Here is a 15,717-nt window from a genome sequence, read left to right as displayed (position 1 = left end):
TGAGTGAGATCCGCGCGGGGAATCTGCAAAAAAATCTATTGTAGTATAGTTACAACAGATTGCTCTGATTTAACTGAATAAGAAATTATTCTAATTATTTTAATTTCTTTCAGTTATTATTAAATCAGTGTTATCAGTGAGATCTGCGCGGGGATATTACCCAAAATACCATTGCTGAATAGTAACCAGACAGCAATACTTAAAATAAAAATCTGTTTAATCTGTGGTTTGTTTTCACTGGAGGCGGGTTTTGCGTTGGTTGTAGGACTTGCGCAGGTTGCTGAATGGTTCGCCGTTGGTGTTTTTGAACACGAGTTGGAATGCTGTCCAGGGGCGGCGTGGGGTGGTGCGTGTGCCGGTGTTGATGTCAAGGCTGTCGCACAGGTGCGCCACTAGAGTGGCAAATGCCGTCTCGGTGCCGTTCCATTGCCAGTAATGGGTTGCCCGCGATGACTTGTGGGTGAGCATTCCGCTTGCCTCGTGGGTGGCGATAAATTGGCGCAGCAATCCTGCCTGCGGGCCTGCCAGTTGTTCCAGGGCGTGGTAGGCATCGAGTGTGAACGGTGCTGCGGTGTAGCGTTTTTTGCTAGTGTGTCGTGGTGTTCCGGCATGTGTCGAGATTTCCCCCGACAGGTGCTGGAGATATATGTCGTAAATTATCTTGACTGCGCCTACTGCGACGCTGTGCACGTCCTCGCCTGGGCCCAGGCGGAACCAGAAAGGCCAGTAAGCACCGTCGTTGACGTTGTCGGCAGGTTCGCAGCGCAGTGAGAAGTCCCCGCCCAGTTGGCTGTTTAGCTCCTTGAAAACGCGCAGCTTGAGCATGTCCCACTCTTGGTTATAGGCTGTGACTGCTGCTGCCAAGTCGCTGAGAATGATGCCACGCATCCCGAAGTATATGCCCCAGTGCGGCACGTCCTTGTCGGTCTCTATGAGGAACTCATATCCTCGCTCTCCGTCATCGCTCACGAGCATGGTGGAATGGTTGCCGCCGGTGCGGTATTTATACATGATGATGCTGGGCAAGGCGATGTCGTGAACGCGGCAGTCGAGCACGAAGTCGGGGTCACTGTCAAGCACATGAATGCGTTGCAGCAATGAGTTGTTGTTGCTGCAACGCATCTGTTCAGTGAGCTGTTTCTCGACTATGTCGCGTTTCATTCAGGTTCAGCCTTTATGCTTCAGTCGATGCTCTTGCCGTCGAAGCAGTAGGTGCACACTTTGCAGCGTGGCATGCCTATTGCCTCGATGAGGTCGTCGATGGTGTTGAATTTGAGCGAGGTGAGGCCAAATCGGTTTTTGATTTCCTCGACCATGTGCTGGTACTCGGGCGTGGTGTGGTCGATGTAGCGGTCAAGGTTCTTTGACGGGTCGCCTTCAAACTCGCCTATGATGCGGCGTGTGATGAGCTCCATGTCGCTCTTGCTGTTGGTGAAACCGATGTACTTGCAGCCGTAGATGAGCGGCGGGCAGGAGATGCGCATGTGCACTTCCTTGGCTCCGTAGTCATAGAGCACCTTGGTGTTGTCGCGGAGCTGTGTGCCTCGCACGATGGAGTCGTCGCAGAAGAGCACTCGTTTGCCCTCGAGCATTGCTTTGTTAGGTATGAGCTTCATCTTGGCCACGAGGTCACGCCGTGCCTGGTCGCTGGGGGTGAAACTGCGGGGCCATGTGGGGGTGTACTTTGAGATAGCGCGGTGGAAGGGCACGTTCTTGCCCTCGGCATATCCGATTGCCATGCCTGTGCCCGAGTCGGGGATGCCGCAGGCGCAATCCACCTCGTTGTTGTCTTTGAGACCCATCTTGTGGCCTATGTTGAATCGCACTTGCTCCACGTTGATGCCTTCGTAGCACGATGTGGGGAAACCGTAATATACCCACAGGAATGCGCATATCTGCATTTCCTTGCCTGGGGCTTGCAGCTGCGTGAAGGTGTCGGCGTTGAACAAGATGATCTCGCCGGGGCCCACGTAATGCTCGATTTCATAGTCAAGGTTGGGGAACGATGTTGACTCGCTCGATGCCGCGCGCGCGCCGTCTTTCTTGCCTATGACGATGGGAGTGCGTCCCAGACGGTCGCGGGCCACGATGATGCCTTGTGGCGTGAGCAGCATGATTGAGCATGAACCCTTCACTTTCTTGAACACGTTGTTGATGCCATCTACGAAGTCTTTGCCCTCGGTGATGAGCAGCGCCACGAGCTCGGTGGGATTGATTTTGCCTGAACTTAACTCGGCGAAGTGATGATTCTTGTCAAGCAGTTCTTGGGCAAGTTGGTCTTGGTTGGTAATGTGTGCAACAGTGACGATGGCAAACTGCCCCAGCCGGGAGTTGAAGATGATGGGCTGCGGGTCGTTGTCGCTGATGACGGCCACGCCGCTATCGCCCACGAACTTTGACAGCTCGTCCTCAAATTTAGTGCGGAAATAAGAACGTTCGATATTGTGTATCGAACGGCAAAATTTGTTTTCCACGCTGTTGTAAGTTACCATACCGGCACGACGTGTGCCCAGATGTGAATTGTAGTCAACGCCATAGAACAGGTCGTCAACACACGGTTTGTGAGATGAAACTCCGAAGAAACCACCCATAAAAAAAATTATTTAGTAAAATTTTCCATTGCAAAGGTACTAATAATTTCACGATATCGCAAACTCATTTCTTATAAATTTGGATAATTTCTTTCTTTCCTTAATCAAAAATATCTGCGTAATCTGCGTAATCTGCGTAATCTGTGTGAGATAGTTCCATCGCGGGATAGTTGTGAATGCTCTTTTAATATTTATAAAGCAAAGTTTTTTCGATTAATCGGCAAAAAATGTGTATATTTGCGTGCTCAATTGTAGAATTTAATAAAATCAAGACATGAAGATATATTATAATAAAGGTGTTGCTGCCGTCGTTGCTTGCCTGTGTGTGGCGTTTGCTTCGGCTCAACACATGCCCAAGAGTTTGCAGAAACTGTTTAACGCTCAGTATGCTATTTCTAATTTCTATGTTGACTCGGTGAGCGAGGACAAGGTCGTGGAGAATGCCATCATTGGCATGCTTGAGAAGCTCGACCCGCACAGCAGCTATACTGATGCCCGCGAGACTAAGGAAATGGAGGAACCGCTGCAAGGCGAATTCAGCGGCATTGGCATCCAGTTCAACATGAAGCAAGACACGCTGTATGTCATCCAGACTATTCCTGGCGGTCCTAGCGAGCGCGTGGGAATCCTGGCGGGCGACCGCATTGTGATGGTCAACGACAGCACTATTGCAGGCGTGAAGATGAAGAACACCGACATCATGAAGCGCTTGCGTGGCAAGAAGGGCACTAAGGTGACTGTCAAGGTGAAGCGTGGCAATGCCAAGGAACTCATCACTTTCCGCATTACTCGTGATAATATACCCCTTTACAGCGTGGACGCATCCTACATGGTGGACAGCAAGACCGGCTACGTGAGGATTTCGCGCTTCGGTGCTAAAACCCATGCCGAGATGATGGAAGCGCTCGACAAGCTCAAGAAGGAAGGCATGCAGCAGGTCATCATCGACCTGAGCGATAACGGCGGCGGCTATCTCAATGCTGCCATCGACATGTGCAACGAGTTTCTCGACCGCAAGCAGCTCATCGTATATACCGAGGGCGCGCAGTCCCCCCGCAACGAAGCCAATGCGATGGGCAACGGCAAATACAAGGACCTGAAGGTGGTGGTGATGGTTAACCAGTATTCGGCATCGGCTGCCGAGATATTCTCGGGCGCAATGCAGGACTGGGATCGTGCCGTGGTTGTGGGACGACGCACCTTCGGCAAGGGACTCGTGCAACGCCCGTTCAAGTTTGAGGACGGGTCGATGATGCGCCTCACCGTGGCTCGCTACTACACGCCTAGCGGACGCTGCATCCAGAAACCCTACACCAAGGGCGACAAGAAAGCCTATGACCTCGACTTGCTCGACCGTGCGCGCGAGGGTGAATACTATAATCTCGACAGCATCCATTTCAACGACTCGCTGCAGTACAAGACCCTCGTGAACCAGCGTCCCGTGTATGGCGGCGGTGGCATCATGCCCGATATCTTTGTGCCTGTCGATACCACCGAGTACAGCACCTACTACCGCGACATGGTGGCGAAGGGCATCGTCAACCAGTATGTGGTCGACTTCGTCGACAAGAACCGCAACCGCATCAAGAAAGATTTCAAGAGCGTGAAAGACTATGACGCGCGTTTTGAGGTGAGTGAAGAGCAGATGAAGGATTTCATCGCTATGGGCGAGAAGGATGGCGTGAAGTTTGACGAGGAGAAATACAACGTGAGCAAGAATGTGCTCCGCCTCATGATCAAGGCTCTCATTGCCCGCGATGTGTTCAGTGACTCAAGTGCCTACACCGTGGTCATCAACAAGCGCAACAAAGACCTCGAGGCTGCTCTTAGCGTCATCAACGACGACCAGCGTTTCAACGACCTGCTCCTGCACGGAAACACTGACTACGAGCGACTCGTGGTGAAAAATAGTTCAAAATAAATGACTGCTCTTTCTGGGTTTTAACGTTAGCATTCGTTTGTTTTGGTTTACAAATAAAAACCAAAATTTACACATTTTAACGAAATAAATAGCGTTATTACAAAATAAAGTGGTAAATTTGAGCGTTATTAAAGTGTAACCAGGTTGATAAAACCATTGCCAGATGCTTCCAACACCAGTGCTAACGCACGTTGGAGCATGATTCGAGGCAAGAAAAGGCGATATTGAAACGTGAGTTTAAAATGCTTTTAGGTGGAAAATAATCAACCATAAAAAGATTTTAGAATGATAAAAATTCATAAAATATTAAGTTTAGCTGTCGCGGCACTCATGATGGTGCCTGCAATCTCATCAGCACAAAATCTCCAGTCAGTAAGTAACAACAAGCGCATGCATGCCAATCTGCTCGCCAAACAGCAGAATGTTCAGGATCAGATTCGCCTGAAAGAGGCCGAGAAATATGCTTCCGAGCTCTTGGACGAGGTTGAACCAGAGCCCGACATCTATACCGAGGGTTGGGAGAGCGGACTGGTAAACCCCTACAAAGAAAGCAATATCCCCACCACACGCGTCATCAATGTGCGCAATTCAGTGATGCCTCTCAAGAACATTAAGATCACATCACGTTACGGCTACCGTCCCCGTTTCGGACGCAACCACAAGGGTATCGACTTCGGCTGCCCCATGGGCGATACAGTGCGTGCAGCGTTCAGCGGACGCGTGCGTCTCACCAAGTTTGAGCGTGGTGGTTTTGGTTTCTATGTTATCGTTCGCCATGAGAACGGCCTTGAGACTGTTTATGGTCACCTTTCACGCTTCCTCGTGCAGCCCGACCAGTATGTAAAGGCAGGACAGCCCATCGCGTTGAGCGGCAGCACCGGACGCAGCACTGGTCCTCACCTCCATTTCGAGACACGTTTCATGGGTTATGCAATCAACCCCGAGGCAATCTTCGACTTCGAGAACCGCACAACCCACACCGACAATTACACCTTCAACAAAGCCAACTATACGCAGTCTCGCAGCTACTCTCCCTCTGCACGCTATGCGGCAGCCAAGGAGGCAAATCAAACCGAAGGCAAGACTAAACCTGCTGCTACTTCAAAGACTAAATCAGAGAAGAAGTCTCGCAGCTCTTACAAGGTGCGTCAGGGCGACAGCCTGGGCAAGATTGCAGCGCGCAACGGCGTCACAGTGGCACAACTCAAGAAACTCAACGGCCTCAAGGGTGACAACATTCAGCCCGGAAAGGTGCTTAAGGTAAAGTAAACACATCATCACATGATATACACTCAAGAGCGTTCCGGTAATGCGGGACGCTCTTTTGTAGGGTAGATAGAACATAGTAATTAAACGAATGAAAGAGTCAGAGCTGATATTAATCAATATTTCAGGACCGGATAAACCCGGCTTGACATCGGCATTAACCGCCATCCTGGGCACACACGACGCCCAGGTGCTTGACATCGGCCAGGCCGACATCCATCACACGCTGTCGCTGGGCATCTTGTTCAAGACCACCACCGAGCGCAGCGGCGAAATCATGAAGGAGTTGTTCTTCAAGGCCACCGAGATGGGCGTGGAGATAAGATATACCCCCATTTCTAATGAGGACTACAACGACTGGGTGAGCCGCCAGGGCAAGAACCGCTATATCATAACCATATTGGGCCGCGAGACCACTGCCAAGCAGATCTCGGCGGTTGCCGGAATCATTGCCAAGCAAGGACTCAACATCGACGCCATCAAGCGCCTCACAGGTCGCATCCCTCTCACCGAGGGCACATGCGAGTCGCGCAAGTCGTGCATCGAATTCTCTGTGCGAGGCACTCCCCGCGACAAGGCTGCCATGCAGAGCGAGTTGATGAAACTAAGCAACGAATTGAGTTTTGACATCTCAATGCAGCAGGACGACATCTATCGCCGCTGCCGTCGCCTGATTTGCTTCGATATGGACTCAACGCTCATCGAGACCGAGTGCATCGACCAGCTCGCCGAGCGTGCCGGAGTGGGCGACAAGGTGCGTGCTATCACCGAGAGCGCTATGCGTGGCGAGATTGACTTCAAGGAAAGCTTCACCCAGCGTGTGGCTTTGCTCAAGGGGCTTGACGCAAGCGTGATGAAGGAGATTGCCGAGTCACTGCCCATCACCGAGGGCGTAGATCGCCTGATGACAGTGCTCAAACGCACGGGATATAAGATTGCCGTGCTCTCGGGTGGATTTACCTACTTCGGCAACTATCTCAAGTCGCTGTATGGCATCGACTACGTGTATGCCAACGAACTTGAGGTCGAAGACGGCAAACTCACAGGCCGCTATGTGGGCGACATCGTGGACGGCAAGCGCAAAGCTGAGTTGCTGCGACTGCTGGCACAGGTGGAAAACGTTCACATTTCGCAGACTATTGCTGTGGGTGATGGTGCTAACGACCTGCCCATGCTGCTCACCGCAGGTCTGGGCATCGCGTTCCATGCCAAGCCCAAGGTGAAGGCCACTGCCCAGCAGAGCATCTCGACTATAGGTCTCGATGGTGTGCTCTATTTCTTAGGATTTAAGGACTCATTTATTGAATAATCATGGCAAAAATCAAGATACCCAACGACTGGTGGACCGCTCCTGCCGAGGCCGAGAATGGCCAGCTGATACTCGTGACAGGACGACGTGGCATGCAGGTGGTCAAGGAAACAGGTTTCTATAAGCACCGCATAGAGGTGACGTGGGCCTATGAACCCGACGACAAGGGGATGCCTGACTTTGCCACATCAAAACTTATGGAGGAAGTCAACGACGCCTTTGAAGCGGCTTTTGGCAAGGATCCTGTGGCAGTAGTCACCGGCATCTATACCGGTGCAGGCGAGCGCAACTGGGTGTTCTACACCCGCAGCCTGCACATCTTCCAGCGCAAGCTCAACGAAGCGTTGGCCGAGTTGCCGGTTTTGCCGCTCTCGTTCTACGCCGAGGAAGACCCCGACTGGGAAGAATACTCACAAATGTGCGAAACCGAAATCGCCGACACCGACGACGAGTAATTCTACAAGACAAACCGGAGCACCCGGCTATTCCGGCATCTCCGGAACATCAGACCCCCCTGAGCTAGTGGTAATAAAAAAAACGCAGGAAAAGTCCTGCGTTTTTCGTTTTTCGTAGCGAGCTTAGCGAGCGTTTCGTAGGTCACGAAGTGACCGTTTTCGTCGCTGAAAACGCGTTATTACATGTTCATGCCGCCGTCGATTTGGATCACCTGGCCGGTAACATAGCTTGACATGTCGCTTGCGAGGAATGTGCACACGTTAGCGATATCCTCAACCTGACCGCCACGGCGCAGGGGAATCTTCTTCATCCAGTCAGCACGTACCTCCTCGGGGAGCTGAGCAGTCATAGCAGTCTCGATGAAGCCGGGAGCTACTGCGTTGGCGCGGATGCCACGGGGACCGAGCTCCTGAGCGATTGACTTTGCAAGACCGATCATACCAGCCTTTGAAGCCGAGTAGTTGCACTGACCTGCGTTGCCGTGAACACCAACAACCGATGACATGTTGATGATAGAGCCACTGCGCTGACGCAGCATGATGGGTGAGCAAGCGTGGATGAAGTTGAACGCCGACTTGAGGTTCACGTTGAGAACTGCGTCCCACTGTGCCTCGCTCATGCGCAACATGAGACCGTCCTTAGTGATACCTGCGTTGTTAACGAGAATGTCGATGTGGCCGAAGTCCTCGTGGATCTTCTTCACAACAGCCTCTGTCTCGGCAAAGTCGGCAGCGTTGCCAGCATATGCAAGGCACTTAACGCCCACTGCCTCAATCTCCTGACGAGTAGCCTCAAGACCAGCTGCCATATCATCGTTGAGTACAAGGTCGGTGAAAGCGATGTCAGCGCCTTCGTTAGCAAACTTCAATGCGACAGCCTTACCGATGCCGCGAGCCGCACCTGTGATGAGTGCAACTTTTCCTTCAAGTAATTTCATTTTTTTATTAAATATGTTGTTATTATTCAATTTTGCGGGACAAAATTACTCATTTCGCATGAAATAAGCAAATATTTTACCAAGCAAACATGGGGTAGTCCTTCATGATGCTGTTCACCTTCTCGCGCACACTCTTGATTACTGCCTCGTCCTCGGGGGCGTGGAGCACGGTGTCGATGAGCTCAACGATCTCGCCCATGAGTTCTTCCTTGGCACCGCGGGTAGTGATGGCGGGAGTTCCCAGGCGCAGACCTGAAGTCTGGAACGCGCTGCGGTCGTCAAAGGGCACCATGTTCTTGTTGGCTGTGATGTCGGCTGCCACGAGAGCGTTCTCGGCAACCTTGCCGGTGAGTTCGGGGAACTTGGTGCGCAGGTCAACGAGCAGGCAGTGGTTGTCGGTACCGCCTGAACATATCTTGTAACCCTTGTCGATGAGTGCCTGGCCCATTGCCTGTGCGTTCTTGCGCACTTGCATCTGGTATTCCTTGAACTCGGGACGTAATGCCTCGCCGAATGCCACTGCTTTGGCGGCAATCACATGCTCAAGCGGTCCTCCCTGCACGCCAGGGAACACTGCGCTGTCGAGCAGCGACGACATTTTGCGTATCACGCCCTTCTTGGTTGCCTTGCCCCAGGGATTGTCAAAGTCCTTGCCCAGCAAGATGATGCCGCCGCGCGGACCGCGCAGGGTCTTGTGGGTGGTGCTGGTGACGATGTGGGCATATTTCAAAGGATTATCAAGCAGGCCGGCTGCGATGAGGCCAGCAGGGTGAGCCATGTCGATCATGAGCAGGGCACCCACCTTGTCGGCAATGGCGCGCATGCGTGCGTAATCCCACTCGCGGCTGTAAGCGCTGGCACCGCCCACGATGAGCTTGGGCTGCTCGCGCAGAGCCACTTCTTCCATCATGTCATAGTCCACGAGGTTAGTGTCGGGGGTCACGTTATATTCGCACTGCTGGAACACCATGCCCGAGAAATTCACTGGGCTGCCGTGCGACAGGTGTCCGCCGTGGGCAAGGTTCAGACCCATGAACTTGTCGCCGGGTTTGAGGCATGCCATGAACACGGCCATGTTGGCCTGGGCACCGCTGTGGGGCTGCACGTTGGCATACTCTGCGCCGTAGAGTTGCTTGATGCGCTCGATAGCGAGGTTCTCGGCCTCATCGACGCACTGGCATCCGCCGTAGTAGCGGTGGCCGGGATAACCCTCGGCATATTTGTTGGTCAGGCAACTGCCCATGGCCTGCATTACCTGGGGGCTAACGAAGTTCTCGCTGGCAATGAGTTCAATGCCTTGTTGCTGACGCTGTCTTTCTTTCTCAATGATGTCAAATAATAGTTGGTCTTTTTCCATATTGATTATTTTTTAGAAGGTTGTCGCACAAATTTACAACATTTTTATCCTTCACACAAATTATTTCTTGTTTTTCTTGCGCACGGTCCAGCCGAAGTGGCCCAGTTCCTCGCCTAGGGTGTAGTAGTGCCCGTGGCAGTAGGTGATGAGATCGGCTTGTTTGAGGTCCAGAGAACCCGTCTCGGGGTTGATGTAACGCTCGTCGGCGATGACGTTTGTCACCTCGGCAATGAACATGTCGTGAGTGCCTAGCCGCATGATGTCACGCACGCGGCACTCAATGCTGAGCGGTGCCTCCTCGATGTAGGGGGCATCGACAGTGCGTCCTTTCACCGGAGTGAGGTTCATCTCTTTCCACTTGTTGCAGTCGCGCCCCGACCGCACTCCGCACCAGTCGGTGGCACGGGCCAGCGCACGGTTGGTGAGGTTGAGGGTGAATGCCATGTTCTTCTCGATGATGGCATGGCTGTGACGCTCTGGGCGAATAGACACATAGCACATGGCAGGATCGCTGCAAATGGTGCCGGTCCATGCAGCGGTGAGCATGTTATATTCATCGGGCGTGGCGCCGCAGCTCACCAGCAATGCCGGCAAGGGGTATATCATTGTGCCCGGTCTCCAGTTTTGTTTCATTTAAGCACGATTTCCTTTTGGTGCACAGTGCACTCGCAGTGATGGCAGCGCAGCACGATGTTTTTACGGTCGATGACGTGGAAGCGTGTGCGCATGGGCTCGTTGTTGCTGATGCACTTGGGATTGTTGCACTTCACGATGTTGTTGAGTTCCTCGGGCACCACCACCTTGTGCTTGCTCACCACCTCATAGTCCTTGATGATGTTTATGATGGCAGTGGGTGCAATCACTGCGATGCGGTTGAGTGTTTCCTCGGGGAAGGTCACGTCGGCCATCTTGAGGATGCCTTTTTTGCCCATGTGCTCGCTGTCGAGGTTGAAACCTATGGTCACGCTGCTAGTGAGGTCCTTAATGCCCAGCATTGACACAACCTTAAACAGTGAATCACTGGGAATATGATCAATAACGGTGCCGTTCTTCAGTGCGGCAACTGCCAGTTCTTTCTTTTCCATTGATGTTGTATTTTAAATGGTTAAACCTTTAAACGGTGTTAAACCTTTAAACCTTTAAACCTTTAAACCTTTAAACCTTTAAACTTTTAAACCTTTAAACCTTTAAACCTTTAAACCTTTAAACTTTTAAACTTTTAAACTTTTAAACCTTTACTCTTTTATCCCCAACGCCCGGCATATTATAGCCTGTCGTGCATAGAGTCCGTTTTGTGCTTGCTGGAAGTAGTAAGCCTTGGGGCTGTCGTCCACGTCCTGGTCAATCTCGGTGATGCGTGGCAGCGGGTGCAGCACTCGCAGGTTGTCCTTGCTGCCGTCGAGCATAGATGCACGCAGGGTGTAGAGGCTCTTCACGCGCTCATACTCCATGAGGTCGCTGAAACGCTCGCGCTGCACGCGGGTCATGTAGAGGATATCGGTTTCGTTGATAATCGCCTCGTCAAATGCTGTTGTCTCGTGGTACTTGATTCCGTGCTCGTCGCAGAATCGCTTGTACTGTGCGGGCATCTGCAATTCGTCGCAAGCCACAAAGTTGAACGTGGGGTTGAAGTACTGCATGGCTTCGAGCAGAGAGTGCACCGTGCGACCATATTTCAAGTCACCCACCATGGTGATGGTTAGGTCGTTGAGGCGGCCTTGCGTCTTGTAGATGCTATAAAGGTCGAGCATCGTCTGCGAGGGGTGCTGGTTGGCCCCGTCGCCGGCATTGATGATGGGCACGGGCGAAATCTCGCTTGCATAGCGGGCTGCGCCTTCCAGGTAGTGGCGCATCACGATGAGGTCGGCATAGTTGCTCACCATCATGATAGTATCCTTGAGCGTCTCGCCCTTGCTCTGGCTGCTGGTTTTGGCATCACTGAAGCCTATCACACGGCCGCCCAGGCGGTTCACTGCGGTTTCAAAACTAAGGCGAGTGCGGGTCGAGGGCTCAAAGAACAATGTGGCCACCACCTTGCCGTCGAGCAACCGCTGGTTAGGCTGCTGCTCAAACTCTCTCGCTCTGTCCAGCAAGGCAAGAATCTCTTCCTTGCCAAGGTCCGAAATTGATACTAAACTCTTTGTCATCTTATTGTTGTGTATTTACGTTAATGCAATAAAAAAGCCTTATCACAACGCACATGGTTGAGACAGGCTTCACTCTCTGCGACTACGGTTGCACTGCGGGCAACGCACAGGTTGCAAGCAGTTGTGAGACAATATCTCACGATAGCCAGTATGAAACGCCGATGTTTTCATATCACTGCAAAGGTACAAAAAAAACGCGTCATTCGCAATATTTTGAGATAAAAAGGGAAGAGGAATAGAAAATTAATATTACTTTTGCCAGAGTACTGAATCATTTATTGTAATTATGAAAAGAATTTTTGCCTTAATTGTAATGATATGCGTGATGGCAGGCGTTAGTGCAAGCGCCGCCGTTATCAAGGGTATGGTGACCGATGTTGAAGGACAGCCCATGGCGTTCACCACAGTGTGGGTCGAGGACATTAACCGCACCACCGTGAGTGGGCTTGACGGTTCCTATACTTTGCGCGATGTGCCCGCCGGCAAGCATCAGGTCTTTGCCACTTACATTGGCCGCAAGAAAGAGGTCGCCACGGTGAATGTGGCTGGCGAGAGCGCCACTTGCGACTTTGTGCTCGACGAGAGCACCGAGGTCCTGCCCGAGCTTTTCGTCACTCCCACAGGAGAGACCATCGAGCAGTTCATCATGCGCATGGTGGCCGAGCACAAAAAGAGTCTCAAAGAGGTGGTGGCAAGTTACGACTGCAAAGGCTCTATCTACTGGGAAGCCGACAACGACTCAACCGTCTATAACATGCCTAGCTGGATGTATAAGATTGTCAAGTTTGAGCTCTCGCTCTTCAAGCTGGGCAAGTTGTGTGAGATAGAGCGCAACTATCCCGGCCTCAAGTTTGTCCTCGACAAGAAACTCACCTTCGACGGCAAGATTAAGGGCGACAAGCAGGTGATTGCAGAGATGCGCCCCTCGCTCAAACAAGACGAAGTGGATTATCTGCAGAACCATTCATGGAAAGTAGATGAAAACGTGTATGACAACACCTACAAGAGGTTTGATGTGAACAAGGTCAGGAAAATGCGCGAGAAAAGCTTGAAGGCCGAGCAGAAGGCGCTTGCCAAGGGTGAGGAAGTGGAAGAAGACACCACGGCAGTGAAATATATGGGAAAATATGAAGAAGATTCACGCGACATCTTTGTCCTGAAACACGGAAAATATGAATACCACATCGTGGATGAATTGTGGCAGGTGAAGCGCATGAGCGTCAAGGACAAATTTGACGAGCGCATCTACGAATACCGCGAACTGCTTCCCGGTGTGTTCCTGCCCGTATCTTACTACCAGAAGGTCCTCTTCGACATGGACACGAAGAACGTGTGCGGAAAAGAACTCGACGAGATGAAGAACAAAGACCGCTCAAAGATGACCGACAAAGAAATACTTAAACTCGACGAAGAAATCGCCAAGCGTGAGCGCTTTGTCAACCACAAATTCTGGAACATGCAGCGCTGCTTCACATGGGACTATGAAAACATAGTGCCACAACCAGTGCACTAGTCTCCCCACCCATTCAAGCCCTCATGCTTGCAGTGTAGCTGCTGGCCCGCCACCCTTTCTGTTGTTACTCATGTTTTCCTCCTGTTCATGGGAAGCGAAAAATTGGGGGAACTGGTATATTTTGCTTGATTGCAGGGTATTTTTTTGCGTTTTCGATGCGTTTTGTTTTGTGTCAATTAGAATTTATGCTTAATTTTGCATAAATAAGAAATATTAATCTCTATATATCCATAAATGAATACTACAATAAAAAATCTAGATAGTACTAACGCTACTTATACAGGCCACATAATTGACGTGGTGGGCCGTCGCATGTTTGATGGCAGCTTCACCGTTGAGCAAGGTCGCATTGCTTCGATAGAGGAGTGCGAGGTTGCCGCCGATGCTCCTTACTACCTTCCCGGTTTCATCGACTCTCACGTGCACGTGGAGAGCTCGATGATGACTCCTCCCGAGTTCGCTCGCATTGCTTCTTGCCACGGCACTGTGGGTGCAGTGTGCGACCCCCACGAGATAGCCAATGTGCTGGGTAAGGCGGGTGTCGAGATGATGTGTTCGCTAGGGCATCTAGCTAGGTTCAGGTTTGCCTTCGGCGTGCCCTCGTGCGTGCCTTCGTGCAATCCCGAGATTGAGACCTCGGGCTACACTCTCGATGCCGACGCTGTGGCCCAGTTGATAAAGCGTGACGACATTTATTTCCTGGCCGAGATGATGAATTTCCCCGGTGTGCTGGGTGGTGACCCGCAGGTGATGGCCAAGATCAAGGCTTCGCTTGCATGCGGCAAGCCTGTTGACGGACATGCCCCTGGATTGCTGGGCAAGGTGCGCAAGCAGTATGCCGACGCAGGCATTACCACCGACCACGAGTGCACGACGCTGGACGAAGGACGCGACGCAGTGAAGTGCGGCATGATAGTGCAGATACGCCAGGGATCGGCTGCCAAGGACTATAACGCCCTGGCTCCGCTCATCGCCGAGGCTCCCGGTCAGGTGATGTTCTGCACCGACGACAGCCATCCCACCGACTTCATCAACAGCCACATCGACCGCATCGTGCGCCGCGCAATCGCCGATGGCTACGACATCATGGACATCCTCACCGCTGCTTGCGCCACTCCCATGCGCCATTACAATATCCCCACGGGACTGCTGCAAGTGGGCGACGTGGCCGACTTCATTTCTGTCACCGACCTCACGCCCAATTTCCGTGTGCTCGACACCTATGTCGATGGCGTGAATATCTATTCATCTACCGGCTTGTTTATCTCGTCACTGCTCAACGACCACTCGGTGGAGCTTGCTGAAATCATGAACGATGAGAACGTGAACAAGTTCAATGCTTCGATGATCACCGAGGGTGACATTGCCCGCACGCCTAGTGACGAGGAACACATCATCGTGGCAACCGACGGCTCGTTGCTCACTACCCACGAGGTGGGTGCTGTGACCAGCGATGTGCAGAAGATGGTGGTTCTTGACCGATACACCCCCGGTGCTAAACCTGTGGTGGCCTACATCAAGGGATTTGGCATCAAGAAGGGCGCATTTGCACAGAGCATCGCTCACGACTGCCACAACATCATTGCCGTGGGCTCCGACGACAAGTACCTAGTGCAGACTATCAACAAGGTGATAGAAATGACTGGCGGCATTGCTGTGACCGACGGTTACAACAGCGACCAGCTGCCGTTGCCCATTGGCGGACTCATGTCGATGCTGTGCGGCTACGAACTTGCCGTGCGCAACCAGCGCCTCGAGAAAATAGTGAAAGACGCCGGCTGCCCGTTCAACTCGCCTTTCATCACCCTAGGCTTCATGGCACTGCCCGTGATTCCACAAATCAAACTCACCGACAAAGGCCTCTTCGACGGCAACAAATTCCAATTCATCGAGCAATAAGAAATGTAACCCAACTTTTGCAAGTCGAAGTAATTGTAGCAAATCAACTAGCATTCGTGCTGTGTTGACTGTATAGTTCTTGAGCTCTACGTTACATAGTGCGGAGGGCAACCTCAGACCTCAACGAGGTCGTTACTTTGGTTAACCGCTGGTCGCAGACCTGCGGGTATAAGGATACACTAACCGCGTCCCCTGCGGGGTTGCACTAACTAAACTCAGACCTCAACGAGGTCGTTACTTTGGTTAACCGCTGGTCGGAGACCTGCGGGTATAAGGATACACTAACCGCGTCCCCTGCGGGGTTGCACTAACTAAACTCAG

Annotated in this window: 13 protein-coding genes; 6 read left to right on the top strand and 7 right to left on the bottom strand. The window is 52.0% G+C overall.

Features of this window, described 5'->3' with window-relative positions; genetic code table 11:
• Positions 1-234: 234 nt before the first annotated feature.
• Both ACKI3C_RS12985 and ACKI3C_RS12980 read right to left on the bottom strand, forming a co-directional pair.
• Complete coding sequence (locus tag ACKI3C_RS12985; RefSeq protein ID WP_407405756.1) at positions 235-1,161, bottom strand: hypothetical protein; 927 nt, start codon at positions 1,159-1,161, stop codon at positions 235-237.
• Between the two features lie 20 nt (positions 1,162-1,181).
• Positions 1,182-2,591, bottom strand: coding sequence for an amidophosphoribosyltransferase (locus tag ACKI3C_RS12980; RefSeq protein ID WP_407405754.1), 1,410 nt, complete (start codon positions 2,589-2,591; stop codon positions 1,182-1,184).
• Positions 2,592-2,865: 274 nt separating this feature from the next.
• Here ACKI3C_RS12980 and ACKI3C_RS12975 point away from each other — a divergent pair, with 274 nt between their 5' ends.
• The 4 genes from ACKI3C_RS12975 to ACKI3C_RS12960 all read left to right on the top strand — a co-directional run bounded on the left by ACKI3C_RS12975 (position 2,866) and on the right by ACKI3C_RS12960 (position 7,542).
• Entirely contained in the window at positions 2,866-4,512 is a 1,647-nt protein-coding gene (locus tag ACKI3C_RS12975; RefSeq protein ID WP_407405752.1) for a S41 family peptidase, read from the top strand.
• 285 nt (positions 4,513-4,797) lie between these two features.
• Positions 4,798-5,781, top strand: a complete 984-nt coding sequence (locus ACKI3C_RS12970; RefSeq protein ID WP_407405750.1) for a peptidoglycan DD-metalloendopeptidase family protein — start codon at positions 4,798-4,800, stop codon at positions 5,779-5,781.
• A gap of 88 nt (positions 5,782-5,869) precedes the next feature.
• Entirely contained in the window at positions 5,870-7,087 is a 1,218-nt protein-coding gene (gene serB / locus ACKI3C_RS12965) for a phosphoserine phosphatase SerB (RefSeq protein ID WP_407405748.1), read from the top strand.
• Positions 7,088-7,089: 2 nt separating this feature from the next.
• Positions 7,090-7,542 carry a DUF695 domain-containing protein gene (locus ACKI3C_RS12960; protein ID WP_407405746.1) on the top strand — a complete coding sequence of 151 codons (453 nt, stop codon included), beginning with the start codon at positions 7,090-7,092 and terminating at the stop codon, positions 7,540-7,542.
• A 179-nt stretch (positions 7,543-7,721) separates the two neighbouring features.
• Here the strand turns inward: ACKI3C_RS12960 and fabG are convergent, their stop codons facing one another.
• The 5 genes from fabG to pyrB form a co-directional block, all read right to left on the bottom strand.
• A complete protein-coding gene (fabG, locus tag ACKI3C_RS12955) occupies positions 7,722-8,480 on the bottom strand; it encodes a 3-oxoacyl-[acyl-carrier-protein] reductase (protein WP_407405744.1) in 759 nt (252 codons plus the stop codon).
• A 76-nt stretch (positions 8,481-8,556) separates the two neighbouring features.
• Positions 8,557-9,837, bottom strand: coding sequence for a serine hydroxymethyltransferase (glyA, locus tag ACKI3C_RS12950; protein WP_407405742.1), 1,281 nt, complete (start codon positions 9,835-9,837; stop codon positions 8,557-8,559).
• A gap of 60 nt (positions 9,838-9,897) precedes the next feature.
• Positions 9,898-10,470 carry a flavin reductase family protein gene (locus ACKI3C_RS12945; RefSeq protein ID WP_407405740.1) on the bottom strand — a complete coding sequence of 191 codons (573 nt, stop codon included), beginning with the start codon at positions 10,468-10,470 and terminating at the stop codon, positions 9,898-9,900.
• Positions 10,467-10,922, bottom strand: coding sequence for an aspartate carbamoyltransferase regulatory subunit (gene pyrI / locus ACKI3C_RS12940; protein WP_407405738.1), 456 nt, complete (start codon positions 10,920-10,922; stop codon positions 10,467-10,469). Before pyrI ends, ACKI3C_RS12945 begins: the two co-directional genes overlap by 4 nt.
• Before the next feature lie 150 nt (positions 10,923-11,072).
• A complete protein-coding gene (pyrB, locus tag ACKI3C_RS12935) occupies positions 11,073-11,984 on the bottom strand; it encodes an aspartate carbamoyltransferase (RefSeq protein WP_407405736.1) in 912 nt (303 codons plus the stop codon).
• A gap of 286 nt (positions 11,985-12,270) precedes the next feature.
• On the opposite strand from pyrB, the gene ACKI3C_RS12930 reads away from it, so the two are divergent.
• Both ACKI3C_RS12930 and ade read left to right on the top strand, forming a co-directional pair.
• Positions 12,271-13,497, top strand: a complete 1,227-nt coding sequence (locus ACKI3C_RS12930) for a carboxypeptidase-like regulatory domain-containing protein (RefSeq protein ID WP_407405734.1) — start codon at positions 12,271-12,273, stop codon at positions 13,495-13,497.
• Between the two features lie 234 nt (positions 13,498-13,731).
• Positions 13,732-15,396 carry an adenine deaminase gene (ade, locus tag ACKI3C_RS12925; protein ID WP_407405732.1) on the top strand — a complete coding sequence of 555 codons (1,665 nt, stop codon included), beginning with the start codon at positions 13,732-13,734 and terminating at the stop codon, positions 15,394-15,396.
• Positions 15,397-15,717: the final 321 nt, after the last annotated feature.

The sequence above is a fragment of the Sodaliphilus sp. genome, assembly GCF_045598405.1.
In the GTDB taxonomy this organism is placed as follows: Bacteria; Bacteroidota; Bacteroidia; order Bacteroidales; family Muribaculaceae; genus Sodaliphilus; species Sodaliphilus limicaballi.
The sequence above is the reverse complement of the archived record's forward strand: the minus strand, read 5'-3'. Positions and strand labels throughout refer to the sequence as shown.

What these genes read in the sequence shown, in the direction of transcription:
- ACKI3C_RS12975 (WP_407405752.1), top strand. Translation starts at nt 2,866, where the DNA reads ATGAAGATATATTATAATAAAGGTGTTGCTGCCGTCGTTGCTTGCCTG.
- ACKI3C_RS12980 (WP_407405754.1), bottom strand. Translation starts at nt 2,591, where the DNA reads ATGGGTGGTTTCTTCGGAGTTTCATCTCACAAACCGTGTGTTGACGAC.
- ACKI3C_RS12985 (WP_407405756.1), bottom strand. Translation starts at nt 1,161, where the DNA reads ATGAAACGCGACATAGTCGAGAAACAGCTCACTGAACAGATGCGTTGC.
- ACKI3C_RS12945 (WP_407405740.1), bottom strand. Translation starts at nt 10,470, where the DNA reads ATGAAACAAAACTGGAGACCGGGCACAATGATATACCCCTTGCCGGCA.
- glyA (WP_407405742.1), bottom strand. Translation starts at nt 9,837, where the DNA reads ATGGAAAAAGACCAACTATTATTTGACATCATTGAGAAAGAAAGACAG.
- pyrB (WP_407405736.1), bottom strand. Translation starts at nt 11,984, where the DNA reads ATGACAAAGAGTTTAGTATCAATTTCGGACCTTGGCAAGGAAGAGATT.
- ACKI3C_RS12960 (WP_407405746.1), top strand. Translation starts at nt 7,090, where the DNA reads ATGGCAAAAATCAAGATACCCAACGACTGGTGGACCGCTCCTGCCGAG.
- serB (WP_407405748.1), top strand. Translation starts at nt 5,870, where the DNA reads ATGAAAGAGTCAGAGCTGATATTAATCAATATTTCAGGACCGGATAAA.
- fabG (WP_407405744.1), bottom strand. Translation starts at nt 8,480, where the DNA reads ATGAAATTACTTGAAGGAAAAGTTGCACTCATCACAGGTGCGGCTCGC.
- ACKI3C_RS12970 (WP_407405750.1), top strand. Translation starts at nt 4,798, where the DNA reads ATGATAAAAATTCATAAAATATTAAGTTTAGCTGTCGCGGCACTCATG.
- pyrI (WP_407405738.1), bottom strand. Translation starts at nt 10,922, where the DNA reads ATGGAAAAGAAAGAACTGGCAGTTGCCGCACTGAAGAACGGCACCGTT.
- ACKI3C_RS12930 (WP_407405734.1), top strand. Translation starts at nt 12,271, where the DNA reads ATGAAAAGAATTTTTGCCTTAATTGTAATGATATGCGTGATGGCAGGC.
- ade (WP_407405732.1), top strand. Translation starts at nt 13,732, where the DNA reads ATGAATACTACAATAAAAAATCTAGATAGTACTAACGCTACTTATACA.